Origin of the sequence: Allokutzneria sp. A3M-2-11 16, from assembly GCF_024213555.1 — a bacterium.
Classification (GTDB): Bacteria; Actinomycetota; Actinomycetes; order Mycobacteriales; family Pseudonocardiaceae; genus Allokutzneria.
This window is the reverse complement of the sequence record NZ_JANAVO010000001.1, coordinates 675264-699949: the sequence shown is the minus strand read 5'-3', so window position 1 is coordinate 699949 and position 24686 is coordinate 675264. Positions and strand designations below refer to the sequence as shown.

Annotated in this window: 19 protein-coding genes; 10 read left to right on the top strand and 9 right to left on the bottom strand. The window is 70.5% G+C overall.

The window, feature by feature from the left end; translation table 11 throughout:
* Position 1 precedes the first annotated feature (1 nt).
* Positions 2-1615, top strand: a complete 1614-nt coding sequence (locus tag NLX83_RS03510; protein ID WP_254233414.1) for a UbiD family decarboxylase — start codon at positions 2-4, stop codon at positions 1613-1615.
* Between the two features lie 548 nt (positions 1616-2163).
* On the opposite strand, the gene NLX83_RS03505 is transcribed toward NLX83_RS03510, so the two are convergent.
* From NLX83_RS03505 to NLX83_RS03490, 4 genes are all read right to left on the bottom strand, one after another.
* The gene (locus NLX83_RS03505; protein WP_254233413.1) at positions 2164-2691 is read right to left on the bottom strand and encodes a DUF305 domain-containing protein; all 528 of its coding nucleotides are present in this window, start codon (positions 2689-2691) and stop codon (positions 2164-2166) included.
* 75 nt (positions 2692-2766) lie between these two features.
* Positions 2767-3123, bottom strand: a complete 357-nt coding sequence (locus NLX83_RS03500) for a hypothetical protein (protein WP_254233412.1) — start codon at positions 3121-3123, stop codon at positions 2767-2769.
* 20 nt (positions 3124-3143) lie between these two features.
* A complete protein-coding gene (locus NLX83_RS03495) occupies positions 3144-4748 on the bottom strand; it encodes a hypothetical protein (protein WP_254233411.1) in 1605 nt (534 codons plus the stop codon).
* Between the two features lie 262 nt (positions 4749-5010).
* The gene (locus tag NLX83_RS03490; protein WP_254233410.1) at positions 5011-6690 is read right to left on the bottom strand and encodes a hypothetical protein; all 1680 of its coding nucleotides are present in this window, start codon (positions 6688-6690) and stop codon (positions 5011-5013) included.
* A gap of 132 nt (positions 6691-6822) precedes the next feature.
* On the opposite strand from NLX83_RS03490, the gene NLX83_RS41735 reads away from it, so the two are divergent.
* Positions 6823-10518, top strand: a complete 3696-nt coding sequence (locus NLX83_RS41735) for an nSTAND1 domain-containing NTPase (protein ID WP_254233409.1) — start codon at positions 6823-6825, stop codon at positions 10516-10518.
* 4 nt (positions 10519-10522) lie between these two features.
* On the opposite strand, the gene NLX83_RS03480 is transcribed toward NLX83_RS41735, so the two are convergent.
* The gene (locus NLX83_RS03480) at positions 10523-11428 is read right to left on the bottom strand and encodes an SGNH/GDSL hydrolase family protein (RefSeq protein ID WP_254233408.1); all 906 of its coding nucleotides are present in this window, start codon (positions 11426-11428) and stop codon (positions 10523-10525) included.
* Between the two features lie 282 nt (positions 11429-11710).
* On the opposite strand from NLX83_RS03480, the gene ctaD reads away from it, so the two are divergent.
* From ctaD to NLX83_RS03465, 3 genes are all read left to right on the top strand, one after another.
* Positions 11711-13480, top strand: coding sequence for an aa3-type cytochrome oxidase subunit I (gene ctaD / locus NLX83_RS03475; protein WP_254233407.1), 1770 nt, complete (start codon positions 11711-11713; stop codon positions 13478-13480).
* A 134-nt stretch (positions 13481-13614) separates the two neighbouring features.
* A complete protein-coding gene (gene serB / locus NLX83_RS03470; protein ID WP_254236066.1) occupies positions 13615-14817 on the top strand; it encodes a phosphoserine phosphatase SerB in 1203 nt (400 codons plus the stop codon).
* Positions 14818-15633, top strand: coding sequence for a peptidyl-tRNA hydrolase (locus tag NLX83_RS03465; RefSeq protein WP_254233406.1), 816 nt, complete (start codon positions 14818-14820; stop codon positions 15631-15633).
* Positions 15634-15826: 193 nt separating this feature from the next.
* Here NLX83_RS03465 and NLX83_RS03460 read toward each other — a convergent pair whose 3' ends face one another.
* Both NLX83_RS03460 and NLX83_RS03455 read right to left on the bottom strand, forming a co-directional pair.
* A complete protein-coding gene (locus NLX83_RS03460; RefSeq protein WP_254236065.1) occupies positions 15827-17761 on the bottom strand; it encodes an ATP-dependent DNA helicase in 1935 nt (644 codons plus the stop codon).
* 127 nt (positions 17762-17888) lie between these two features.
* Positions 17889-18638, bottom strand: a complete 750-nt coding sequence (locus NLX83_RS03455; protein WP_254233405.1) for a nucleotidyltransferase domain-containing protein — start codon at positions 18636-18638, stop codon at positions 17889-17891.
* A gap of 216 nt (positions 18639-18854) precedes the next feature.
* Between NLX83_RS03455 and NLX83_RS03450 the strand changes: the two genes are divergently transcribed.
* The gene (locus tag NLX83_RS03450; protein WP_254233404.1) at positions 18855-19514 is read left to right on the top strand and encodes a hypothetical protein; all 660 of its coding nucleotides are present in this window, start codon (positions 18855-18857) and stop codon (positions 19512-19514) included.
* Positions 19515-19548: 34 nt separating this feature from the next.
* Here the strand turns inward: NLX83_RS03450 and NLX83_RS03445 are convergent, their stop codons facing one another.
* Both NLX83_RS03445 and NLX83_RS03440 read right to left on the bottom strand, forming a co-directional pair.
* Positions 19549-20118, bottom strand: a complete 570-nt coding sequence (locus NLX83_RS03445; protein ID WP_254233403.1) for an isochorismatase family protein — start codon at positions 20116-20118, stop codon at positions 19549-19551.
* Positions 20119-20128: 10 nt separating this feature from the next.
* On the bottom strand, positions 20129-21415 hold the full coding sequence (locus NLX83_RS03440) for a nicotinate phosphoribosyltransferase (RefSeq protein ID WP_254233402.1): 1287 nt from the start codon (positions 21413-21415) through the stop codon (positions 20129-20131).
* A gap of 105 nt (positions 21416-21520) precedes the next feature.
* Here NLX83_RS03440 and clpS point away from each other — a divergent pair, with 105 nt between their 5' ends.
* From clpS to NLX83_RS03420, 4 genes are all read left to right on the top strand, one after another.
* Positions 21521-21820: an ATP-dependent Clp protease adapter ClpS gene (gene clpS, locus NLX83_RS03435; protein WP_254233401.1), complete on the top strand. Its 300-nt coding sequence runs from the start codon at positions 21521-21523 to the stop codon at positions 21818-21820.
* Positions 21817-22407, top strand: a complete 591-nt coding sequence (locus tag NLX83_RS03430; protein WP_254233400.1) for a DUF2017 domain-containing protein — start codon at positions 21817-21819, stop codon at positions 22405-22407. The genes clpS and NLX83_RS03430 overlap by 4 nt, the downstream gene beginning before the upstream one ends.
* Positions 22400-23458, top strand: a complete 1059-nt coding sequence (locus NLX83_RS03425) for a P1 family peptidase (protein ID WP_254233399.1) — start codon at positions 22400-22402, stop codon at positions 23456-23458. Before NLX83_RS03430 ends, NLX83_RS03425 begins: the two co-directional genes overlap by 8 nt.
* Before the next feature lie 111 nt (positions 23459-23569).
* Entirely contained in the window at positions 23570-24652 is a 1083-nt protein-coding gene (locus NLX83_RS03420) for a HesA/MoeB/ThiF family protein (RefSeq protein WP_254233398.1), read from the top strand.
* The last annotated feature ends 34 nt before the right edge of the window (positions 24653-24686 follow it).

Sequence of the window (24686 nt, the reverse complement as noted above, 5' to 3'; positions counted from 1 at the left end):
CATGTCTCCCAATGGGATCTCGCGCAGAGGGCTCCTCTGGCGCGGTGGCCTGCTCGCCGCGGGTTCGGTCGGCGCGAGCCTGGCCGGGATCACCGCGCAGAGCGCGGCAGCGGCGCCGCCGAAGTGGGACCCGCACGTGGCCGACGCCAAGCGGCGCCTCGGCAGCCTGCGCGAGTACCTGGACGCACTGAAGGCGCTCGGGGACCTCCGGGAGATCGAGCGCGAGGTGGACACCCACCTCGAGATCGGCGCGATCACCCGGCGCACCACCGAGATCAACGGTCCCGCCGTGCTGTTCAACCGGATCAAGGGGCACCGCAAGGGTTTCCGGGTCCTCGGGGCGCCCGCCGCGCTCAGCTCGCTGCCCAAGGCGCGCTACGCCCGCGTGGCGCTCTCGCTGGGGTTCCGGCCGGACACCCACCCGCTGGCCATGGTGGAGGCGCTGACCAGGGCGCACGACCTCAAGCCGATCGAGCCGGTCACAGTCCACAGTGGACCTTGTCAGCAGAACGTGCTGCTCGGCAAGGACGCCGACCTCACCAAGATCCCGGTTCCGTTGCTGCACAACGGCGACGGCGGCCCGTACCTGAACACCTGGGGCACCTTCGTCGTCGGTACCCCGGACGGCAAGTGGGTCAACTGGTCGATCAGCCGCGCGATGCTGGTGGACGGCAAGCGGTTCTCGCCCCTGGTCATCCCGTTCTTCCAGCACCTCGGCGTGATCGCGGCCCAGTGGGCCGAGCAGGGCAAGCAGGCGCCGTTCGCCCTGGTGCAGGGCGCGGAACCGGGCATCCCGTTCGCCTCGGCGATGTCGTTGCCGGACGGGGTGAGCGAGGCGTCCTTCCTCGGCGGCTACTACGGCAAGCCCGTGGAACTGGTGCGCTGCAAGACCGTCGACCTGCGGGTGCCCGCGACGGCGGAGATCGTCATCGAGGGGCACATCGACTTTGAGAAGACCGTTCCCGAGGGCCCGATGGGCGAGGCGCCCGGCTACATGAGCGTGCACGTGCGGCAGATGCCGACCTGCACGGTCACCGCGATCACCCACCGGGACAACGCGATCCTGCCGGTGGTGACCGCGGGCAAGGCGGTCGACGAGGACCACACCGCGGTGGGCGTGCCCGCGTCGGCGATCATCCTGAACGCCTTGCGCAAGAACGGGATTCCGGCGACGAACGCGTGGATGGTGCCGGAGAGCGCGCTGCACGTGCTCGCGGTGACCGTGCCGCAGGACTGGCCCAAGCGCACCGGGATCACGTCCTCGCGCGAGCTCACCAAGCGCATCGCGGAGATCATCTGTGACACCCGCGTCGTCATCTGGCTCTCGCAGGTGATGGTGCTCGACGACGACCTGGACGTGACCGACCACCGGGACCTGATGTGGGGCTTCGCCACCAGGACGCACCCGGTGAAGGACCAGGTGGTGATCCCACAGCGGTCGTTCAACACGCTGATGGTCTGCTACGGCAAGGAGGAGCAGGAGACCTACCTCGCGCCGCTGCTCGCCTTCGACTCGTTGCTGCCCCAGGGCTCCGAACGCCCGCGCAGCACCGCGTTCGAGGCCAACTACCCGGCCGACCTACGCAAGAAGATCCTCGACAACTGGGTCCACTAACCCGCCGCGCCCCGCAAGCGATCCCCAACCCCCGTCCGCCCACCCCTTCGTCCCCTCCCCCAAAACATCACCTGGGCAGCCCAAAATCCCGTTTCGTACTCAAAACGGGTTTTTGGAGCGCTCTTTTTCCCGTTATGAGTACGAAACGGGGTTCTCTAGACGGCGCCCGCGGGGGTTGGGGTGTGCGGGCGGGTGTGGGGCATGGGCTGAGTTTACTTGGTGGGCGGAGTGCTGGAGTTTTGAAGGGCACGGTCTGCAAGCCAGCTGCCCAAGCCCGGCACCACCTGCGAACCGGACGCGGTCCCCTTCGCCACCTGAACCCCGCACCACAGTCCACATTGGACACAGCACGCGAGTAGGGGCGTCTTCAAGTACCCCCAACCCCTGCCACAGCGGTCTCTAACCGCCCCCAACCCCGCGCAGCGCCGAGGGTTTGTGGCTGTTTGCGACCGCTGGAGCGCGGGTTGGGTGTACTTGAAGACCGGCGAACTCCGCTGGGTCAGCAGAAGCGGTGGCCGGTCGCCACCCGCTGCGGCGCTCGTACCGGCTCAGCGCTCCGCGAGCAGCGCGGTCATCTCGTCGATCTCCTTCTGCTGCGAGTCGGTGATCGACTGGGCGAGCTTCTTCGCCTCCGGGTCAGCGCCCTTGGCCAGCTCCGTCCGCGCCATCTCCAGCGCGCCCTTGTGGTGCTCGATCATCATCCGCAGCCACATCTTGTCGAAGCCGACGCCCTTGGCCGCCTTGAGTTCGGTCATCTGCTGCGGCGTCATCATCCCGGCCATGCCGTGTCCGGCGTGACCGGAGTGGTCCGCTGACTCCTTTGCGCCCCAACGCTTCAGCCAGCCGGTCAGCGCGTCGATCTCCGGCTGCTGCGCCGCGCGGACCCGCTCGCCGAGCGAACGCAGCCGCGGGTTGTCGGTGCGGTCGGGGACCAGGTCGGCCATCTCAACGGCCTGCCGGTGGTGCGGCGCCATGCCGGAGGCGAAGTCCACGTCCGCCTGGTTGTTGGGCTGACCCTGACCGCAGGCGGCGAGGGTGAACGCGGCCAGTGCGGCCACGAGAATCCTGAGCTTCATCGGTTCTCTCTTCGAGGAGTCGTGACGGTGAGCCAGGTCCGGGGCGTGCCGACAACACGCACTCCGGCTAACCGATCACAACCGAAGTACGCACAACTCCGCGAGCTTCAGCCGAACCGGTGGCGCGCGCCCGGACAGGCGGCGGTGCCACCGCAGCAGCGAAGGGCGGGGGAGCACGACGGGCTCCCGCCGGACGAGCGCGACCAGGGCGAGCGCCCCGAGCCCGGCGACCACCACGATCACCCCGGCGCACATGTGCGTCACCGGGTCGGCGGGACCGGGCGCATCCCCGTGCGGCGCGCAATGATGTTGCTGCGCAAGGGAAACCGTGTGCGGGACCTGGTGCATCGCGAGCACGCCGATGCTGACCCCGGCCACGAGCAGCCCGAGCAGCACTCCCCGCAGGAGCGTGCTCGTAGGTGCCCGGCGCATACCCCCGAGGGTATACGTGCTCAGCCGCAGAACAGGCGTTCCGCGGCCACCGGGTCGACGGGCACGCGCAACGTGGTCCTGCTGAAGGAGCCGAAGAAGTTGGCCACGAACCGCTCCCAGGTCATCGGGGCGCGCACGGACTCCTGGAGCTCGGCGAGGTCACCGCAGGACAGCGCCCGCCGTGCCGCCTCGTTCTCCTTGGTGGGCATGCCGTAGTCGGCGGAGATCCACACCCGCGGCAGCATCTTCTCGTGGCCGACCCGGCCGTTCCGGTCGGTCAGCTCCAGGTGCGCGGCCAGCGGGTAGGACAGTCCGATCGGGTCGATGGCGAGCTGGTCCAGCGGGGTGACCGCGCCCGCGGAGCCGAGCATCTGCCAGACCATCCCGACCCGGTGCGGCCGGTTCGGGCCCAGCGGCTCCATCCTGGGAACGTTCATCGCGGGCTTGTTCGTCGCGAACACCAGCTCCCGCTGAGCCGACTCGACCCAGCCCTGCTTCACCCACTCGGCGTTGACGAAGTCCTCCTTGGAGACCGGGTTGTCGACCCCGGTCAGGCCCCGGTAGAAGTAGCGTTCGTCCGCGATGCCGGTCGGGCTGAGTGCCGGGGTGTACGGCGTGCGCAGCACCAGCGCGGCCAGCACCGCCCATGCGGCCAGCCCCGTGCCCGCCCACTTCCGCACCGTCCGGCTGGACGCCCGCGGCAGGCAGAAGAACGGCAGCAGGACCAGGAGCAGACCGGGCAGGAGCATGCGGCCGTGCATGAAGTCGCCGCCGACCTTGACGACGTAGAGCACCGAGAGCGCGCCCGCGATCACCGGCGCCAGCACCAGGATGCGATCGCTCCTGGTCAGCCGCCGGCGCAGGCCGACCCAGAGCACGATGCCGACCGGGATCAGCAGCCCGTAGACCAGGAACAGGTCGAAGAAGTAGGCCAGGCCGCGCAGCCAGTGCGAGTCGGAGGCCTCCTTGCTGATCGCGGGCAGCGGCACCAGGACGCCGTAGTAACCCATCCGGAAGACCTGGTAGGCGACCGGCAGCGCGCCCGCGACGGCGAGCAGCCGGACCGTGGTCCGGTGGGCCGGGCGGTGCAGCAGCCACAGCGCCATGAGGAACACGATCGACACCAGCGCCAGGTCCGGCCGCACCAGCGGGCCGAGGCCGAACACGAACGCCAGCCCGAGGTGGCTCTCCTTCGAGCTGTCCCGAGAGTTGACCAGCAGCCACCAGGCGCCCGCGATCCAGGCGAAGGCGAGCCCGGTCTCCAGGCCGGAGGTGGCGAAGTCCCACATCGGCGACAGCGCGAGCAGGATCACCACCCCGGCCGGGAGCGGGGCGCCGCCGTGCAGCCGCTGCGACCCCGTCACGCCGAACGCGACCGCCGCACCGGTGAGGGCGAGACCGAGGTAGACGGCGAGCTCCGGCAGGCTGTCCGGCAGCACGAAACCGACCACGGTGAGTAACCACTGCCAGAGGGTTCCGGTGGAGCTCTCGGCCCGCTCGCCCGCGTTGAAGACCGGTCCGTTGCCCGCCAGGATCTGCTCGACGGCACGCACGTAGATCAGGCCGTCATCGGAAATCCAGCGCCTGGCGTATCCGGCGGCCAGGATCACCGCGACGGCGGTCACCACGACCCCGGTATTCCAGCGCCGGGAAGAACTCTCCGTAGTCGTTTCGTTATAGGACGTAGCGACGCCGAAGGTTCCTTTTGAATTTCCGATATCGCCGGACGGGGTAACTGTCACGTATTCCACTCCATGCCGTGCCGCCACCCTGTTCGGGGCGCCCCCCATTTATAGAGCCGCACCCGTTGTCCAGCTGCGCCGGGGTCCCTCTGGCAGCAAAGTTCGGGTGGCCCCGAACATACGCGAAATGCGAAATTCCGAGGTGTCAGCGGCAGAAGCGGTGCTCCGCCTCGACCGGATTCTCGGGTATGCGCAAGGAAGTCCGCGCGAAGGCGCCCAGGAAGTTGTCCACGAATCGTCCCCAGGTGAGCGGGGCGCGGACCGACTCCTGGAGCTCGGCCAGCTCGCCGCACGCCAGCGCCCGCCGGGCAGCCGCGTTCTGCTCCGTCGGCGCGCCGTAGTCCGCGGTGATCCACGTGTGCGGCAGCACCTTCTCGTGGCCCGCGCGCCGCCGCTGCTGCGGTTCGAGGTGGGCGGCCAGCGGGTAGGACAGCCCGAGCGGGTCGATCACCGGTTCGCCCAGCGGCGTGGTCGCTCCGGCGGTACCGAGGACCGACCAGACGACCCCGACGCGGTTGGGCCGTTCGGCGGCCAGCGGGTAGGTCAGGTCGGTGCCGATCACCACCAGTTCGCGGTTCGCGGTCGCGATCAGCTCCGCGTCGGCGTGCGCCTGCGCGAGGTACGGCGCGGCGCTGTCGGGATGGGTCACCCCGAGCTTGGTGGCGTAGAACGCCCGCTCGTCCGCGACGCCCAGGGCGCCGGGCCCCGGCGAGTACCCCGGTCGCGGATCGAGCACGCAGAAGATCGCTGTCGCCGCCAGGACCAGGCTCAACGCCGCACGCGACGGGCGCGTTGCCGGCTTCGGCAGGCAGAAGAACGGCAGCATGACCAGCAGCAGGCCGGGCAGCAGCATGCGGCCGTGCATGAAGTCGCCGCCGATCTTGACGACGTAGAGCCACGACAGCGCGCCCGCGATCACCGGAGCGAGCACGAGGATGCGATCCGCCCTGGTCAGGCGCTGCCGCAGGCCGAGGAAGAGCACGACGCCGACCGGCAGCCAGAGCCAGTAGGTGGCGAGGAGGTCGGCGAAGTAGAGCAGGCCGCGGGACCAGTACGAGGTCCCCGCCTCCTTGCTGATCGCGGGCAGCGGGACCAGGACGCCGTAGTAGCCCATCCGGAAGACCTGGTAAGCCACGGGCAGCGCACCGGCCGCGGCCAGCAGGCCGAACGTCGTGGCTGCTCGGGGGCGGTGCAGCAACCACAGCGCGATCAGGAACACGATCGACACCAGCGCCAGGTCCGGCCGCACCAGCGGGCCGAGCCCGAGCACGGCCGCGAGCCAGAACAGGCCGCCGTGGCCGTCCCGGGAGCGCACGAGCAGCCACCAGCCGCCCGCGATCCAGGCGAAGGCGAGCCCGGTTTCCAGTCCGGAGGTGGCGAAGTCCCACATCGGCGGCGTGACCAGGACCACGACGACGCCGGCGGGCACCGTCCAGGAACCGCGCAGCCGCTGCGCCCCGACTACGCCGAACGCGACCGCGGCCGAGGTCAGCGCCAGCCCCAGGTACACGGCGGCGGTCGGCAGGTGGCTCGCGGCGCCGAGCAGCCCGGCGAGCGCGAGCAGCCACTGCCACAGCGTCCCGGTCGAGGTCTCGGCGCGTTCACCGGCGTTGAAGACCGGCCCGTTGCCGGCCAGGATCTGCTCGACCGCGCGGGTGTAGATCAGCCCGTCGTCGGCGATCCAGCGCCTGCTGAACCCGGCGACCGCGATGACCGCGACGGCGCCGACGACGATCGCCGCATTCCACCGGCGCTCACGGCTCCCCGCACCTGGGTGCTTTCCGGGCACGACCGTGCCGCCGGGCGCGATTGAAGAAATTGTCACGAATTCACTCCTGGTTTTCCGCCCCGATCGGGCTCCTTTCCGGTCTAGGTCGTCGAGCGTTGTCCGGCTCGGCGCCGGTAAGCTGGACAAACAACAGTGGACAACATCGGTCCCGGTCAGGAGGCTGTACGAGTGCCCCGACCCGAGCGCCCACTCACCGCGGACGACGGCGCCGCCGCCCGCTTCGCCGCCGCTCTCCGCGAATTGCGGGAAAGCGCGGGCAGCCCCGGATATCGGCAGCTGGCGAAACGCGCTCACTACTCGGTCACGACGCTGTCCGAGGCCGCGGGCGGGCGGCGGCTGCCCAGCCTCGCGGTGGCGCTCGCCTACGCCGGGGCCTGCGGCGGCGACCGGGCGGAGTGGGAACAGCGCTGGCGCGAGGCCGAGGCGGAGCTGCTCGGCGACGCCGTGCAGCCGGGCCAGGACTCGCCGTACCGGGGCCTCGCCGCGTTCCGCGAACAAGACGCTGAGTTGTTTTTTGGCCGGGAGGGGCTGGTCACGGACCTGGTGGACCGCCTGAGCCGGGACCGGTTCCTGGTGGTGGCCGGCGCGTCCGGGGCCGGGAAGTCCTCACTGCTGCGAGCCGGGGTCGCGCACCGCGTCGCCACCGAGGGGTTGGCCGGGCGCGCGGACTGGCGCACGGTCGTCCTCGCGCCCGGGGCCAGGCCGCTCACCACGTGGACCGAGCGGCTGGCCGACGCCGTCGGCGACGTGCCCGGCGACGTGGACGCGCGCGCGGCGCTGAGCGAGGACCCGACCGCGCTGCCCAGGCTCGTCGAGCTGGCCGACGTCTCGCTGCTGGTGGTCGTCGACCAGTTCGAGGAGACCTTCGCGGACGAGGTCGGTGAAGAGGAGCGCGCGGTCTTCCTCGCCGCCGTGCTCGCGGCACGCCAGACCAAGCGGCTGCGGGTGGTGCTGGGCGTGCGCGCGGACTTCCTCGGGCACTGCTCCCGGCACCCCGGGCTGGTCGAGGCGATGCGCGACCGGCACGTCCTGGTCGGCCCGATGACCGTCGCCGAACTGCGCAGCGCGATCACCGAGCCCGCGGCGCGCGCGGGCTGCACCGTGGAGGCCGCGCTGCTGGCCACCCTGGTCGCGGAGGCGGCGAACGAGCGGGGCGGACTGCCGCTGGTCTCGCACGCCCTCCTGGAGACCTGGCGCAGGCGCAGGGGGTTCGTGCTCACCCTCAACGGCTACGAGATGGCCGGCGGTATCCACGACGCCGTCGTGCGCACCGCGGAAGCGGTCTACGCGCGGCTGAGCGAGGAAGAGGCGATCACGGCCCGCGCGCTGTTCCTCCGGCTCGTCGACGCGGGCGAGGGGATCGTGCGCAGGCGGGTGGCCAGCGCGGAGCTGGATCGCGAGAACCCGCTCAACGCGGGCGTCCTCGACGCGTTCGCCACCGCGCGGTTGCTCACCGTCGACGAAGGCACCGTCGAGATCGCGCACGAGGCGTTGATCAGCTCATGGCCCCGCCTGACCGACTGGATCGCCGAGGACCGCGAGGGGCACCGCGTGCACCAGCGGCTCGCCGTCGCCGCGGCCGACTGGGACGAGCTGGGCCGCGACGCCGGTGTGCTCTACCGCGGCACCAGGCTGGCCGTCGCCCGCGAGTGGGCGGCGGGGGACAAGGTCGTCCTCGCCACGCGGGAGAAGGACTTCCTCGACGCCTCCGTCGCCGCCGAGCAGGCCGCGCTCGGTCTCGAAGCCCGCAGGACGCGTCAGCTCCGCAGGCTGGTCGCCGGGCTCGCCGCCGCCCTGGTGGTGGCCGTGGTCGCCGGGATGATCGTGCTCAAACAGCGGCAGGACGCGATCGACCTGCAACAGCTCGCGTTGTCCCGCCAGCTCGCCGCCGAGGCGAAGGAGGTGGCACCGCGCGATCCGCGCGCGGCGATGCGCCTGGCCCTGGACGCGCACGCCGCGGCCAGGACCGAGGAGGCTCGCAGCATCCTGCTCAGCCTCGCCTCGTACCAGTCCAACCACGGCCTGATCCCCCGCGAGCCCGGGACCCGGCTGGCAGGGGAATTCAGCCCGGACGGCGCGCTCTTCGCCATGGCCGGTGGTGGCGGAGTGACGGTGTGGGACACGAGGACCATGACGAAGCGGCACACCTTGAGGCCGCCGGACTTCATCCTGAACACGCGCGCGGTCACCTTCAGCCGCGACGGCACGCGCGTCACCGCCGCTGATGCCGCGGGAAGGATCGTCACCTGGCTCGTGGACAGCGGGGCGCTCGTGGTGAACGTTCCCGGACCCGCCGCGGGACTGCCCCTGCTCCTCAGTCCCGGCGGTGACCTGATGGTCATCACGAACAACAACGCGCCCGGGATCTCGGTGTGGCGCACAGAGGGACTCCAGCGGCTCTATGAGCTGCTGCCCGGTGTCGAAGCCCAGCACCTCGACGTGGCGTTCTCCAGCGACGGCCGGGCGCTGTTCACTGCGGACGGAACCGGGCGCGCGGCGAAGTGGGACGCCCGCACCGGCGCCAAGCTCGCCGAGGTCAACCCGGGCAAGGGACCGCTGCTCGCCATCGCGCCCACCGAGGACGGCCGGGGCGTCGCACTGGGCGCCAAGGAGAACCTGCTGCACTGGGATGTCCACAGTGGACAAGTCCGGACGGCTTCCTCGCTCGTGCGCGGCGGGGTCGGCCGCGTGGCCTCCTTCTCCGGGAGCGCGATGCTGGCCACCAACGGTGACGACGGCAGCGTCATCCTGTGGCGCGCCGACGACATGCGGGAACTGATCAGGATGCCGCTTCCGCCCGGCAGGGCGGCATGGGAGATCTTCTCCGGGCCGGGGGGCGTCATCGGCGTCGCCACCACCGACTCGGTGGTCTTCCTCCGCGCCGACCGGCTGCCGATGCTCGGGCAGGACCTGCTCGGCGAGTCCTCGCTCAGGTTCGGCGCTGACGGCAGCGTGCTCTCCGTCGGCGGCGAGCAGCTGCTCACCTCGTCCCCGGGAGCGAGGGCCGAGCCGCGGCGTGTCGATCTGGCCGTGTCGCCACGGCTGGAAAGGCTGACGCAGGGGGGCACCCGGATATTCGTCATGAACGTGCAGCCGCAGCTCAGCCCGGATCTGCGGGTGGTCGCCGTACCCGACCTGCACAGGATCTTGCTGCTCGACCCGGTGACCGGGCGAGAGGTCGGCGCACTGCCGGTTCCGACGACCTCCGGCCTGCACACCACGCGGATCAGCGCGGACGGCAGCAGGCTCGCCGCCACGCACGACGGTTCGGTCTCCGTGTGGGACCTCCGTGACCGGCGCCTGATCACGACCATCCCCGGCGTCGCCAACAACATCGCGCTGAGCCCGGACGGCGGGCTCCTCGCGTGGGGCGGCGAGGAAGGACTCATGGTGTCCAATGTGGACGGTGTGCCCGCGCCGAGGCGGCTGCCCGGCCACGCCAAGGAGGTCAGCGGGCGGCTCTGGTTCTCCCCGGACGGCACCGCGCTGGCCCGCGTCGAGCACAACGTGGTGACCCTGTGGGACGTCACCACGGGTGCTTCCCGCGGACGCGTGGTCACCGATGAGAGCTTGGTCGACGGCCTCGCGTACTCCCCGGACGGCCGGTTCATCGCGACGGGGCACCTCCAGGGCGAGGTCCTGATCTCGGAGGTGGCGAGCGGCCGCGTCATCGCCAGGCTGCGCGGTCACCGGCACGGCGTCAGGGCGCTCGCGTGGCGCCCGGACGGCGCGGAGTTGGCAAGCGGGAGCGGGAGCGGCGAGGTCATCGTGTGGGACGTGCGCCCGGAGCGCGCCGTCGCCACCCTGTGCGGGCTCCTCGGCGAGGCCCGGGGGACCGACCTGCCGAAGAGCTGCGCGACGTGAGCCCTCAGTCCTTGGTCTTGGCCAGGACCGCCTTGTGCACCAGGTCCGCGACGGCCTTCATGCCCGCCGCGTTCGGGTGCGCCGGTGCGGTGGGCGAGCTGGGGATGACGCCCTCGATCCACCGGACGTTGGGCGCCTGGCAGGCGTCGCGGCCTTCGCTGGCCTTGTAGACGTCCACGAAGGGCACACCGTTGGCGGCGGCCTGCGCGGCGAGCGTGCTGTTCAGCTTCCGCTGGAGCCCGTCCAGGTACTCCACGTCGCCGAAGGCGATCGGCACGGTCGGGAAGCAGCCGATGGACGCGGGCACCAGGCGGGGGTAGCCGACCATGACCACCTTCGCCTTGGGGGCGCGCCGCTTCAGCTCCGCGAGCACGTCGTTGACCTTGGGCGCCGCGGCCTCGATGCGCTTGGCGATCTGCTCGACGCCGTCGACGGTGTGCTTCTTCTTGCACGGCGTGCCGAGCGGCTCGCCGAAGCTGGCCAGCGCGCAGTCGATCGCCAGCTGCATGAAGCCGATGTTGATGCCGCCGGTGGTGATCGTCACCAGGTCGGTGTCCGGGGTGAGCCGGTCGAACTGCGGCGGGTTGTCGATGTCCCACGACGGCTCGTCCTGCCGCGTGGTCATGTGGTGGGTGAACGCGCCGATGCAACTGGCGTCGGCGAAGTCCTGGACCCCGAGCCTGGTGGCCAGCACGGTGGGGTAGTTGCCGGTCGTGCGCAGGCAGCCGCGCGATTCCGGGCGCGGGTGCGGGATGTAGGCCCCGGAGACGAAGGAGTCGCCGAGCGAGACGTAGCGCTGGAAGGGCCCCGCCTTGGCGGGCTTCGCTGTCGCGGTGGCTGTGCCCGCGGCGAGTGCGGTGATCACGAGTGGCAGCGCGAGCAGGCGGCGGAACGCGGCGGAGAATGCCATCAGGAGCCCTCAGCTGGAGTAGGCGGCGACCGGATGGCTCCGGATGCTGATCTACCGCGGCCGAACGGGGCAATCGTCGATAGGAGTCTCGATAGCGGTCGTCGCCGAACGGCCCCCTCGGGGGTGGTGGTTGTGACCTGGCCGACGCCGCCCGCCGTGGGAGCGGCCCAGGCGCGCCGCCGGAAGGCGCGCGGTCTACGATTCCCTCGGATGTCCGGGCAGGCTACGTATGCCGGACGCCGACGGCCCAGATAGGCGCCGCAGTACAGCTCAGGAGGCATCGTGACGGCCGTAGCCCCCCAGCCGATCGCCACGCGTCCTTATCCGACGCGTGACTCGGTCAAGGGTTCGTTCCTGCTGCGGATGTTCAGCACGACGGATCACAAGCAAATCGGGATCATGTACATCGTCACGGCGATGGCGTTCTTCCTGGTCGGCGGCGTCATGGCGATGCTGATGCGGACCGAGCTCGCCGTCCCGGGCATGCAGGTGCTCTCGCAGGAGCAGTACAACCAGCTGTTCACCATGCACGGCACGGTGATGCTGCTGCTGTACGCGACGCCGATCGTCTTCGGCTTCGCCAACTTCATCATGCCGCTGCAGATCGGCTCGCCCGACGTGGCGTTCCCGCGCCTCAACGCCTTCTCGTACTGGCTCTACCTCTTCGGTGGGCTCATCGTGATGGCGGGCTTCATCACCCCCGGCGGCGCCGCCGACTTCGGCTGGTTCGCCTACACGCCGCTCTCGGACGCGATCCACTCGCCCGGCGTCGGCGCGGACCTGTGGATCACGGGCCTGGTGGTCGGTGGTCTGGGCACCATCCTCGGCGCGGTCAACATGATCACCACGGTGATCTGCCTGCGCGCGCCGGGCATGACGATGTACCGGATGCCGATCTTCACCTGGAACATCCTGATCACCAGCCTCCTGGTGCTCATCGCGTTCCCGATCCTGACCGCCGCGCTGCTCGGCCTGCTGGCCGACCGGCACCTGGGCGCGCACGTGTTCGACCCGGCCAACGGCGGCGTGATCCTCTGGCAGCACCTGTTCTGGTTCTTCGGCCACCCCGAGGTCTACATCGTGGCGCTGCCGTTCTTCGGCATCGTCTCCGAGATCTTCCCGGTGTTCAGCCGCAAGCCGATCTTCGGCTACAAGGGCCTGGTCTGGGCGACCCTGGGCATCGCGGCCCTGTCCGTCGCGGTGTGGGCGCACCACATGTACGCGACCGGCGCCGTGCTGCTGCCGTTCTTCGCCTTCATGACCTTCCTCATCGCGGTCCCGACCGGCGTGAAGTTCTTCAACTGGATCGGCACGATGTGGAAGGGGCAGCTCACCTTCGAGACGCCCATGCTCTTCAGCATCGGCTTCATCGTGACGTTCCTCTTCGGCGGCCTCTCCGGCGTCCTGCTGGCGGCCCCGGCGATCGACTTCCACGTCTCGGACAGCTACTTCGTGGTGGCGCACTTCCACTACGTGCTCTACGGCACCATCGCCTTCGCCACCTTCGCGGGCATCTACTTCTGGTTCCCGAAGATGACCGGCCGGATGATGGACGAGCCGCTGGGCAAGCTGCACTTCTGGACCACGTTCATCGGCTTCCACCTGACGTTCCTGGTGCAGCACTGGCTGGGCAACGAGGGCATGCCGCGCCGGTACGCGGACTACATCCCGACCGACGGGTTCACCACGCTCAACATGATCTCCACCATCGGCGCCTACATCCTCGGCGCGTCGATGCTGCCGTTCCTGTGGAACGCGTTCAAGAGCTACCGCTACGGCGAGGTCGTGACGGTGGACGACCCGTGGGGCTACGGCAACTCCCTGGAGTGGGCCACGTCCTGCCCGCCGCCCCGGCACAACTTCACCGAGCTGCCCCGCATCCGCTCCGAGCGCCCGGCGTTCGAGCTGCACTACCCGCACATGGTGGAGCGGTTCCGCGCCGAGGCGCACATCGGCGGCAAGCACGGCAAGCAGCACGCGGCCCCGTCCGAGGTGGCGGCCGCCGCGGTGCAGCCGGATGATGAGACCAAGGGCGACCCCAAGGCGAAGTAGGCGGTACCGCAGCAGTGCTCGACGACGAGCCCCTGGGCAGTGATGCCCGGGGGCTCGTTCGCGTTGTCCCGTTGTCCTGAACGTCCGAAGAGGAGCCAGAAACCGTGACCGGCCCGAACGCGACCCCCGTGCTGATGACCGTGACCGGGCCGGACAAGCCGGGTGTGACCTCGGTCCTGTTCGCCGCGCTGACCAGGCACGGCGTCGAGGTGCTCGACGTCGAGCAGGTGGTGATCCGCGGCAGGCTGGTGCTCGGCGTGCTGGTCTCCACCGACCACGACCCCGAGGGACTGCACGAGATGGTCGAGCAGGCCATGGCCACCGTGGGGATGCACGTCGACGTCGAGGTCGGCGCGGCCGTGCCCACCGCGCAGCTGGGCTCCACCCACCACCTGATCGTCATGGGCCGCCCGGTCACCGCGCGGGCGTTCACCGAGGTCTCCCGCAAGCTCGCCGCACTGGACACCAACATCGACTCGATCCGCCGCGTCGCGGACTACCCGGTCACCGGCCTCGAACTGTCGGTGACCACCGCGGACCAGACCCCCCAGGGCGACGCCGAGCTGCGCGCCGCCATGGTCGAGCTCTCCTCGCGCATCGGCGTGGACATCGCCGTCGAGCAGTCCGGGCTGACCCGCCGGGCGAAGCGGCTCGTGGTCTTCGACGTGGACTCCACGCTGATCCAGGGCGAGGTGATCGAGATGCTGGCGGCGAAGGCGGGCCACGAGGACGAGGTCCGCGAGATCACCGAGGCGGCCATGCGCGGCGAGCTGGACTTCGGCCAGTCGCTGGAGCGCCGCGTCGCGCTGCTGAAGGGCCTGCCGGAGAAGGCGCTCGAGGAGGTGGCCGACGCACTGGAGCTGACCCCGGGCGCGCGGACCACGGTGCGCACCCTGAAGCGGCTCGGCTTTCGCTGCGGTGTGGTGTCCGGCGGCTTCACCCAGGTCGTGCTCCGCCTCGGTGAGGACCTGGACCTGGACTTCTGCGCGGCCAACGACCTGGAGGTGGTCGACGGCGTGCTGACCGGGCGGGTCGTCGGCGAGGTCGTCGACCGCGCGGGCAAGGCCGAGGCGTTGCGCCGCTTCGCGGGCGAGTACGAGATCCCGCTCGCGCAGTGCGTCGCGGTGGGCGACGGCGCCAATGACATCGACATGCTCTCCACGGCGGGTCTGGGCGTGGCCTTCAACGCCAAGCCCGCGCTGCGCGAGGTGGCCGACACCGCGCTGTCGCTGCCCTTCCTGGACGCCGTGCTGTTCGTGCTCGGCGTGACCCGGGCCGAGGTGGAGGCCGCGGACGCGGCGGACGGCCTGCCCGCCGACCGCGTCAACATCGAGTGATTGACCAGCTGGTTGACTAGCGGGGTGCTGGCCACCGCCGCGATCCTGGACCCGCTCGCCGACCGCTACGTCTCCTGGCTGCGCCGCTCTGCGGAGTCCACAGTGGACACTTCCGACGAGGTGCCGGAACAGGTGCGCGCGATGCCGATGGTGCTGCGCATCGAGAAGGCCGATCCGCCGTCGCGTTCCGCGGTGCTCGCGGCGGCGGCCTCCTCGGCGATCGCGGTCTGCCTGGACCCGCTCGCCGCTCCGGGGCAGCCGTGGCACGACGAGGTGCACGCGTGGATGTGCGGCCGCATCCGCAAGGTGTCCCGCCGCGCTCGCGGAGCGCACTGGACCGCCGTTCAGGACATGCCCGGCGTCACAGTGGCGCACGGCGGCGCGGAGGTGCGTTCGCTGCTGCCCGGCTTGGTGGTGGAGACCCCACGCGTGCTGAGCCGCCTCCAGATCTCCGGCAGCGAGCTGCCCGAGGACGAGCAGCCACCGGCTCCGCCCGAGGACGTCCCGGTGCTGTGGCTCAACCCGGACGTGGCGATGACCGTGGGCAAGGCAGCGGCACAGGTCGGCCACGCAACGATGCTGCTGGCCGCGTTGCTGCACGCGGATGGCCGCGACGCCGACCTCGCGGACTGGGCGGAGGCCGGATTCCCTTGCGCAGTCCGAAAAGCCGACCGCGCACGCTGGCAGAACCTCCACCCCGCCGACGACCCCGCCCTGGCCTGGAAGGCGAAGCGCGTGGTAGCCGTCCGCGACGCGGGCTTCACCGAGGTCGACCCCGGCACGATCACCGTGATCACCCAGTGGCCCGCAGTGTGACGGTCTTCAAGTACCCCCAACCCCCCTCCCCGCGGTCGCAAACCGCACCCAACCTCAGCCACATCCCAGCGCGCGCACGCCGGTACGTCGCGCCGCGCGGTGGGTAGGGGGCGGTTTGCGACTCCTGGGGAGGGGGTTCGTTGTACTTGAAGACCGGCTAACTGCTGTGCGGGGGAGGCGGCGGGGCCAGGGGTTAGGTGTTGATGCGTTCGAGGGCGCTGCGGACCACGGCGGGGTCGGTGGTCGTCCAGAAGGGCGGCAGGGACGCGCGGAGGAAACTGCCGTAGCGGGCGGTCATCAGTCGCGGGTCCAGGACCGCGATCACGCCCTTGTCGTCGTTCGAGCGCAGCAGCCTCCCCGCGCCCTGGGCGAGCAGCAGCGCCGCGTGGGTGCCCGCCACGGTCATGAAGCCGTTGCCGCCGCGCGCCGAGACGGCCTTCTGCCGAGCGGACGCCAGCGGATCGTCGGGGCGCGGGAACGGGATGCGGTCCATCACCACGAGTTGCAGCGACGGACCCGGCACGTCCACGCCCTGCCACAGCGACAACGTGCCGAACAGGCAGGTCTCGACGTCCTCGGCGAACTTCTTCACCAGCTGCCCGGTGGCGTCGTCGCCCTGGCACAGGATCGGCTGCTCGATCCGCTTCCGCAGCTCCTCCGACGCCTGTTTCGCGGCCCGCATCGAGGAGAACAGGCCGAGCGTGCGCCCGCCCGCCGCCTGGACCAGTTCGGCCAGCTCGCTCAGGTACTCCTCCGGCAGGCCGTCGCGGCCCGGCTGCGGAAGGTGCCGCGCGATGTAGAGGATGCCGCTGCGCTGGTGCTCGAACGGCGAACCGACGTCGATCCCGGTCCAGCGCGGAGCGCTCGCGTCCGACGGCACCTCCTTCTCGATGGCGGCGCCCTCGGCCCGGACGGCCGTCGACGACGGCGGCAGCCCCCACTGCCTGCCCAGGGTGTCGAACGAGCCGCCGAGCGCGAGCGTCGCGGAGGTGAGCACGACCGACCGCGGCCCGAACAGCTTCTCCCGCAGCAGGCCGCCCACCGACAGCGGCGCCACGTGCAGCGACGGCGGGCGGATCCGCTCCCAGTCGCTGGACAGCCACACCACGTCGCGCCGCTCCGCCTCGGGCGCCTCGAACGCACCGAGCAGCCGGTAGGCGGTGTCGTGCACCTCGTCGAGCGAGGCGAGCGCGATCTTGCGCTTGGCCGTCCCGTCCAGGTCCTCCTTGCGCTCGGGGCCGAGCGCGGAGATGCAGGCGTGCGCGGCGTCGCGCACCGCGGCCAGGGCTCCGGCCAGCGGCTTCGGCAGCGCCTCCAACCGCCCGGACGCCACGTCGTCCATGATCAGCGCGAGCCCGTCCGCCGCCTCCGCGAGCCGGTCGGCCACGTCCTGGTCGATCAGCCTGCCGACCCGCCGGGCCGCAGTGCCGACCAGGCCGGAGGTGAGCTCGTTGGTGGCGACCGAGGTCACCCGGTCCACCAGGTCGTGCGCCTCGTCGATGATCACCACGTCGTGCTCGGGCAGCACCTTGTAGCCCTCAAGGGCGTCGATGGCCAGCAGCGCGTGGTTGGTGACCACGACATCGGCCTTGCCCGCCTCGCCCCGCGCGCGTTCGGCGAAGCAGTCCACGCCGATGGGGCACTTGCTCACCCCGAGGCATTCCTTGGCGGTGACCGACACCTGCCGCCACGCCTGGTCGGTCACGCCGGGCACGAGCTCGTCGCGGTCCCCGGTCTCGGTGTCCGACGACCACTCGTGCAGCCGCTTCACCTGGCGGCCCATGGCCGAGATCGCGAACTGGTCGAACAGCGCGTTGTCCTCGGGCTCGTCCTCGAGCTCCCCGTGGATCTTGTGCATGCACAGGTAGTTGCGGCGGCCCTTGAGGATCGCGAACCGCGGTTCCCTGCCCAGCAACGGTTTCAGCGTCTTGGCCAACCGGGGCAGGTCGCGGTCCACCAGCTGGCGTTGCAGCGCGATGGTCGCCGTGGAGACCACCACTGTGGCCTCGGCGGCGACGGCGTGCCGCAGCGCGGGGACGAGGTAGGCCAGCGACTTGCCGGTGCCGGTGCCCGCCTGCACGGCGAGGTGCTCCCCGCTGGCGATGGTGTGCGCGACCGCCTCCGCCATTGTCAGCTGCCCTGGTCGCTCGGTTCCGCCGACTGCCTCCACGGCGGCGGCGAGCAAGGCGCGCACTTCCGGGATCTCGTGCGGTTTTCGCGTTGCGGTCAGGGTGCTGGGGGAGGCAGGGGACACGTCAGGAGACGGTACCTCCCGCCCCCGACAGCTCGTGCAGCACGCGCTGACCGAGTTCCACAGCCGCCTTCCCGTGCTGTGCGGTCAGGCCGCGTGGCCGCCCGGCCCGCGCGGCGACGACGTCGTCCAGCTCGGCCGCCAGGTCCGGCCAGTGAGCGGCGGCGATCCGCCCTGCCTGTGACTTGCCGACGACTTCCCCGGTCCGCACCGTGTGCCACAGCCGGGGCGGCCCGAGCGCGATCCACTCGACGGCGGTGGGCGGCAGGACCGCGGCGGCTGCCGCCTGGTCGAGCAGCGGTGCCCAGTACTCGGCGATGTTCTGACGGCAGAACCGCTTCGCGGCCTCGACGTCGACGTGCGGCTTCGGTTCGGGGCCGCGCAGGGTCTCGGCCGGACCGGCGAGCTGGAGCCACGTGACGGGGTTGAGCTGGAAGGAGCGCTCGGTGGTGGTGACGGCGCCCAGGTTCGCCCACGGCCCGGCCGCGACGTCCTCGACCCGCCCGTTCAGCTCGCCTTCGCGCACGTACAGCGCCTCGACCTCGACCCCCGGGCCGGTGTGCGCGGCCGCGAGCACGGCGAGATCGGCGGGGCGGGAGAGTTCGACGACGACGTCGAGGTCGGAGTGGCCCGCCCGGTAGTCGTCCAGTACCGCCGACCCGACCACGTGCAGTCCGGTGACGAGTCCCTGCGCCGCTTCGTCCAGCGTGGCGAGGAATCGGAGAGCGACCGCGCGGGCCGCAGCATCGATCATGTCCGCCCACCGTACCCGCGTCGGGTGTCCCGTGGTTGCTCTCCGTCGCGACGATCGAGGGTCGTCGCTCGGACGGGGCGGATGACTCTCTCGAACGGGTGGCGGCCGGTGAATCTTGTACAGCGTTCGCCCGTTCGGCCGATGAACCGAGCAGGAACGCGTCCGTCCTGAATGGACGGGCCGTCGCAGTTCATGGCGCGGAAGAAGGTAACAACAATGAGCACCAGGTCAGATATGCGTCGGATCGCCGTCATCGGCGCCGTGCTGGCCACCACCGTCGCGGTCGGCTCGCCCGCGTACGCGGCGGGCGAGATCCAGGACGGTTCGGCCAACGTCGGCAGGGTCAACGTCACCAGCGGCGAGACCACGACCAGCAGCGGCGATCTCGCGCTCTGCGACGTGGACCCGCAGACCCCGACGCCGAGCAGCGGTACGGAACCGGCGAAGACGTACGGCTCCATCGCCAAGTTCGGCAAGGGCACCACGGAGTGCAAGAAGGTCGGCGACGACAACGTCGTCAAGATGAGCGGCACGAAGTTCGAGCTGACCGCGCTGAAGCAGTACGGCTACACGAAGATCACCCGCGTTTCGACCTACTCCGCGGAGTGCACCTCGACGCCGACCGGGACCAGCGGCAAGTTCTCCCTCGGCGGTGTGAGCGGCCTGGAGATCCCCAACCCGATGCCCGCGGGCCACATGATCCCGCTGAAGAACAACAAGGGCGAGCTGCTCGCCCGCGTGTTCTTCAACGAGGTCACCAAGGACCAGGGCGCCATCCGCCTCAACGTGATGCGCGTGGCGTTCCCGCCCGCGGGGGTCACCCCGTTGCGCGGCAGCATCATCGTGGGCAGCGTGGAGTGCCGCCCCAGCTTCTGAGCTCCGCTGAGCTGACGGCGAACCCCGGTGGGACCTAGCGGACCACCGGGGTTCCGTCTGTCCGGACCCCGGCGTCACCGAGCGCGGTGAGCGCTGTGTCCACAGTGGACTGCGAGACGCCCGCGGTGAGGCCGAGCAGCACGGTGACCGAGAAACCTTCACGTGCGGCGTCCAAGGCTGTCGCGCGTACACAGTGGTCGGTCGCGATCCCTACGACATCGACAGCGTCCACGTTCCGCTCGCGCAACCAGTCGGCGAGCGTGCGTCCCACAGCGTCGGCCCCCTCGAAGCCGGAGTACGCCGCCGAGTACGCGCCCTTCGAGAAGACCGCCTCCACACGCGTGATGTCCAGCTCCGGGTGGAAGGACGCGCCCGCGGTGCCCGCGACGCAGTGCACTGGCCAGGAGTCGACGTAGTCCGGGTTCTCGCTGAAGTGGTCGCCCGGGTCGACGTGGTAGTCCCGCGTCGCCACGACGTGGTCGTAGGCGTTCGCGGTGATGTGCTGGGAGATCGCGGCCGCGACCGCGGCCCCGCCGTTCACCGCGAGCGAGCCGCCCTCGCAGAAGTCGTTCTGCACGTCCACAACGATGAGTGCTCTAGTCATCGAAGCCCCCTCACGCGAAGACCGTCGGGATGACCGGCTCGCCGCCGGAGAGCGCCAAGCCCTCCCACGGTACGCTGACCAGTGCCTGGCGCAGCCGCTGCCTGCCGTCGTCCAGGGTGGGCAGGTCCGGCACCACCTGTCCAGCGCGCACCAGGGGGATCTGGAGTTCCCTGTCGTGATCGTGATGTTCCGGCGCGGGACCGTCCACGTGGTAGACGACCTCCTCCACCGCGGTGCCGGTCGCCTTGTAGCGGCGCAGCGCGGCCTTGCGCCCGCCCCTGGACTCCTTGTGGGAGCTGCGTTTCGCGACCGGGCGACCGTCCACCTCGACCAGCTTGTAGACCATCCCGGCGGTCGGCGCGCCGGAGCCGGTCACCAGCGAGGTGCCCACGCCGTAGGCGTCCACCGGCTCGGCGCGCAGCGCGGCGATCGAATATTCGTCCAGGTCTCCAGAGACCACGATCTTGGTCTCGCGTGCGCCGAGGGCGTCGAGCTGTTCGCGTGCCTGTCGCGCGAGCACGCCGAGGTCGCCGGAGTCGATCCGCACCGCGCCGAGCTTCGGGCCCGCGACGCGGACAGCGCGTTCGATGCCCCGGCTGATGTCGTAGGTGTCCACGAGGAGCGTGGTCTGCACGCCGAGCGCGTCGACCTGTGCGCGGAACGCGTCCTCTTCGCTGTCGTGCAACAACGTGAAGGCGTGTGCGCACGTGCCCGCGGTCGGGATGCCGTAGCGCCGTCCGGCCTCCAAATTGGACGTTGAGGTGAAGCCGGTGAGGTACGCGCAGCGGGCCGACGCAACCGCGGCTTCCTCGTGCGTGCGCCGCGAGCCCATCTCGATCAGCCTGCGCCCGTTGGCCGCGGACGACATCCGCGCCGCCGCGGAGGCAACAGCGCTGTCGTGGTTGAGGATGGACAGCGCCAGCGTCTCCAGCAGCACGCCCTCGCCGAAGGACGCCGTCACGGTCATGACCGGGGAGCCGGGGAAGTACAGCTCGCCTTCCGGGTAGCCGACGATGTCGCCGCTGAACCGGTAGTCCGCCAGCCAGTCCAGGGTCGCGCGGTCGACCACCGTGGACGCTTCGAGCTTGGCGAGCTCTTCCTCGCCGAAACGGAAGTCCGCCAGCGCGTCCAGGAACCGACCGGTGCCCGCGACGACTCCGTAGCGCCGTCCTGTCGGCAACCGCCGCGCGAACAACTCGAACACGCACGGCCGGTCCGCTGTGCCGTCGCGCAGTGCGCTGGCCAGCATCGTCAGCTCGTAGTGGTCGGTCAGGAAAGCGGTGCTCGACGCGGTCATGGGGTGGAAGCCTACGACCGAGCTTCACGCGGAAGGGGCGAATGTCATTCAATGCACTGATCGTGCCGTTCGCAGCCGTCGTGGGAGCGTGACACCATGGTCCCCATGTCCACGCTTGTTGCGCAGGAGCGGACACAGGTTGAGCCGACCGAGGACGCGGTCGGTGCCCAAGACAAACCGTGGATGACGGTCGTGTGGAACGACCCGGTCAACCTGATGTCCTACGTCACCCATGTCTTCCAGAAGCTCTTTGGCTTCAGCAGGGATCACGCCGAGAAGCTGATGATGGATGTGCACAGCAAAGGCAGGGCCGTGGTGTCCTCCGGTGCCAAGGAGAAGGTCGAGGCCGACGTGGCGAAGCTGCACGCCGCGGGTCTCTGGGCGACCATGCAGCGGGACTCGTGAACAGTTGGCGTCGTGAAGGCGATCGCCTCGTGGCGACGCTGGCACAGCAGGAGGCCGCGCTCATCCGCGGCATGGTCGACCAGATCAGGGACATGCTCATCGGCAGGGCCGAGGAGGCCCCGCAGGACGAGCTGGCCGCCCTGACCGGCATCCGCACCGGGCCGTCGTTGGCGCCGGAGAACCCGATCATGGCTCGGCTGCTGCCGGACTTCCACCGCGCGAGCATGCAGGACCCGGAGGGCGAGCTCGACGCCGAGTACGCCAACTCGGCGGCGGCGCTGCGGTCGCTGCACGAGCCCGCGGTGCTGGAGGCGAAGACGGCGGCGACCACGGTGGTCATGGAGACGTGCCCCGTCGACGGCGGAGTGGCCCGGCTGACCGACGCGGAGGCCGAGTCCTGGGTCGCGGCGCTGAACGACGTGCGCATCGCGCTGGGCACCGCCCTCGACCTCACCGACGACATGCCGGACGAGCTCGACCCGAGCGACCCCCGCGCCCCGCACTACGGCGTCTACCAATGGCTGACCTGGGTGCAGGGGAGTCTGGTCAACGAGCTGCTGTTCGACGACGATCCTGCCTATGACTGATTTGCCCGGAGCGCACAACGCGATCACCGATGTCCCTGGAATCCGCGTTGGGCACTACGAGCGAATCGGAGACGGATGGGCGACCGGCACCACCGTCGTCTTGGCGGACAAGGGCGCGACCCCTGCGGTCGACACCCGTGGTGGAGCGCCGGGCACGCGTGAGACCTCCGCACTGGAGCCGTCCACGCTCATACAGCGCGTGCATGGCGTGTGCCTAACAGGAGGCAGCGCCTACGGCCTCGCCAGCGCGGACGGCGTCATGCGGTGGCTGGGCGAGCGCGGGATCGGTTTCCAGGTCGGTGCGGAGCCTGGACAGGTCGTGCCCCTGGTGCCGGCCGCGGTGCTGTTCGACCTCCCGCTGTCCGACTGGGGAAACCGCCCGGACGCGCATTTCGGTTACACAGCCTGTGAAGCCGCGACTGACGGCGCGGTGGTGATGGGTTGCGTCGGCGCGGGAACCGGTGCGACGGCCGGAATGCTCAAAGGCGGTATAGGCACCGCGAGCACCGTTGTGACCGACAGCTGCACAGTGGGCGTTCTGCTGGCCATGAACGCCTGCGGTGAGGCCGTGGACCCCAACAGCGGTCTGCCGTGGGGCGCGTCCGTTGAGGTCGCCGACGAGTTCGGTATCGACGCGCCCAACGACGGTGAGGTCGCCGCCGCTCGCGAGCGCCTCGGTGCGAAGCCGGAGCCGCTGAACACCACCATAGGTGTCGTCGCGACGGACGCCGCGTTGAGCAAGGCGGAGTGCCAGCGGCTGGCGATCGCGGCTCACGACGGGCTGGCCCGCGCGGTCCGGCCCGCGCACACCATGTACGACGGCGACACGTTCTTCGTGCTCGCGACGGGGGAGCGGGAGCTGCCCACGGGGGCCGGGCACCGCTACCGCACCACCGAGACCCGGCCGCGCGAGCTCGACCGGCTGTGCGTCGCGGCGGCGGACGCGGTCACCCGCGCGGTCGTGCGCGCGATGCTCGCGGCCGTCGCGGTCGCCGGGAAGCCCGCCTACCGCGATCTCTACCCGTCCGCGTTTCGGAGTGCTCCGAAATAAATTCGGATTGCATCGTCAAATCCCGCTCAGGCGCGCCCCAGCGTTGTATCAGGTCAATTGACGCCCGGTTCCCGGCGCCGATAGGTTCGCCCGGGTTTGGGGGTGTTCGATGTGAAGTTCGTGGAGCGCGCGAAGCCGAGGGTGAAACCGGAGCACGCGCCGCACCGGATTTCCGCCGACCGAATAAGGGTCGGCGGCTCGGTGCACGGAATCGCGACCGAGATCGCCGATCCGACCGGCGCCGTGTGGACCCTGCTGGAGAACCTGGACGGGACCCGCGTCGCGGGCGAGGTCGTCGACCACGTCGCCGAACGGCACCCGGACAGCACCCGCGAGGACATCCGCGGCGTGCTCGGCCAGCTCATCGGCATGGGCTACATCGAGGACACCAGGGCCGACGAACCGGACGAGCTGACCGAGCGCGAGCGGACGCGGTACGCCCGTGGCGCCCGGTTCTACCGGTGGGTGGACCTCGCGCCGCGGCCGAGCAGGTGGGAGGCCCAGCTCAAGCTGCGGGACGCCAGCGTCGCCGTGATCGGCCTCGGCGGAACCGGCGGCGCGCTGGCGTTGTCGCTGGCCGCCAGTGGTGTCGGGCACCTGCACTGCGTCGACGACGGCACGGTGGAGCTGGCCGACCTCAACCACCAGGTGATCTACTCCGAGCCCGACATCGGCTGGGGCAAGGCGGAGGCGGCGGCGGCCAGGCTGCGCGATCTCAACTCCGACATCAGCGTCACGGTCTCGGCCGAGCGCGTCGCCTCGCGCACCGACCTGACCGACCTGGCGCGGCGCTTCGACGTGCTGGTGCTCGCCATCGGCGGGCACAGCGGTGTCCACGAGTCGGCCAACCACGCCTGCCTGCGGACCCGGACGCCCTGGGTGGACGCCGGCTATCAGGGGCCGCGCGCCGCCGTCGCGGTTTATGTCCCGGGACTCGGTGCCTGCTACGAATGCCTCCGGCTCGCCGATCCGGCACAGGAAGCCGAAATCGCGAGTAATGCCGCGCATGCCGCTTCCGCCGGTATTGCGGGATTCCTGGCCTCTTATGCGGTCATTTCTCTGGTCGCCGGAATAAGTCCGGTGCGCTCCGGTCGGATCGGTGGCCTGAACCTGGTCGTCCCCGAGCAGGCGCACGTCGTCGAGGCACCCAGGCTGGCCGACTGTCCAGCCTGCGGGGTGAAATCGGGCCGGTGACGGGTTCGGTTGCCGGGGTGCTCCCGCCATACTG

Excerpts from the sequence above, each read along its gene's own strand:
- NLX83_RS03425 (WP_254233399.1), top strand. The coding sequence starts at position 22,400 with ATGACTGATTTGCCCGGAGCGCACAACGCGATCACCGATGTCCCTGGA.
- NLX83_RS03510 (WP_254233414.1), top strand. The coding sequence starts at position 2 with ATGTCTCCCAATGGGATCTCGCGCAGAGGGCTCCTCTGGCGCGGTGGC.
- NLX83_RS03500 (WP_254233412.1), bottom strand. The coding sequence starts at position 3,123 with ATGCGCCGGGCACCTACGAGCACGCTCCTGCGGGGAGTGCTGCTCGGG.
- NLX83_RS03455 (WP_254233405.1), bottom strand. The coding sequence starts at position 18,638 with ATGATCGATGCTGCGGCCCGCGCGGTCGCTCTCCGATTCCTCGCCACG.
- serB (WP_254236066.1), top strand. The coding sequence starts at position 13,615 with ATGACCGTGACCGGGCCGGACAAGCCGGGTGTGACCTCGGTCCTGTTC.
- NLX83_RS03480 (WP_254233408.1), bottom strand. The coding sequence starts at position 11,428 with ATGGCATTCTCCGCCGCGTTCCGCCGCCTGCTCGCGCTGCCACTCGTG.
- clpS (WP_254233401.1), top strand. The coding sequence starts at position 21,521 with ATGTCCACGCTTGTTGCGCAGGAGCGGACACAGGTTGAGCCGACCGAG.
- NLX83_RS03450 (WP_254233404.1), top strand. The coding sequence starts at position 18,855 with ATGAGCACCAGGTCAGATATGCGTCGGATCGCCGTCATCGGCGCCGTG.
- NLX83_RS03460 (WP_254236065.1), bottom strand. The coding sequence starts at position 17,761 with ATGGCGGAGGCGGTCGCGCACACCATCGCCAGCGGGGAGCACCTCGCC.
- NLX83_RS03440 (WP_254233402.1), bottom strand. The coding sequence starts at position 21,415 with ATGACCGCGTCGAGCACCGCTTTCCTGACCGACCACTACGAGCTGACG.
- NLX83_RS03505 (WP_254233413.1), bottom strand. The coding sequence starts at position 2,691 with ATGAAGCTCAGGATTCTCGTGGCCGCACTGGCCGCGTTCACCCTCGCC.
- NLX83_RS03445 (WP_254233403.1), bottom strand. The coding sequence starts at position 20,118 with ATGACTAGAGCACTCATCGTTGTGGACGTGCAGAACGACTTCTGCGAG.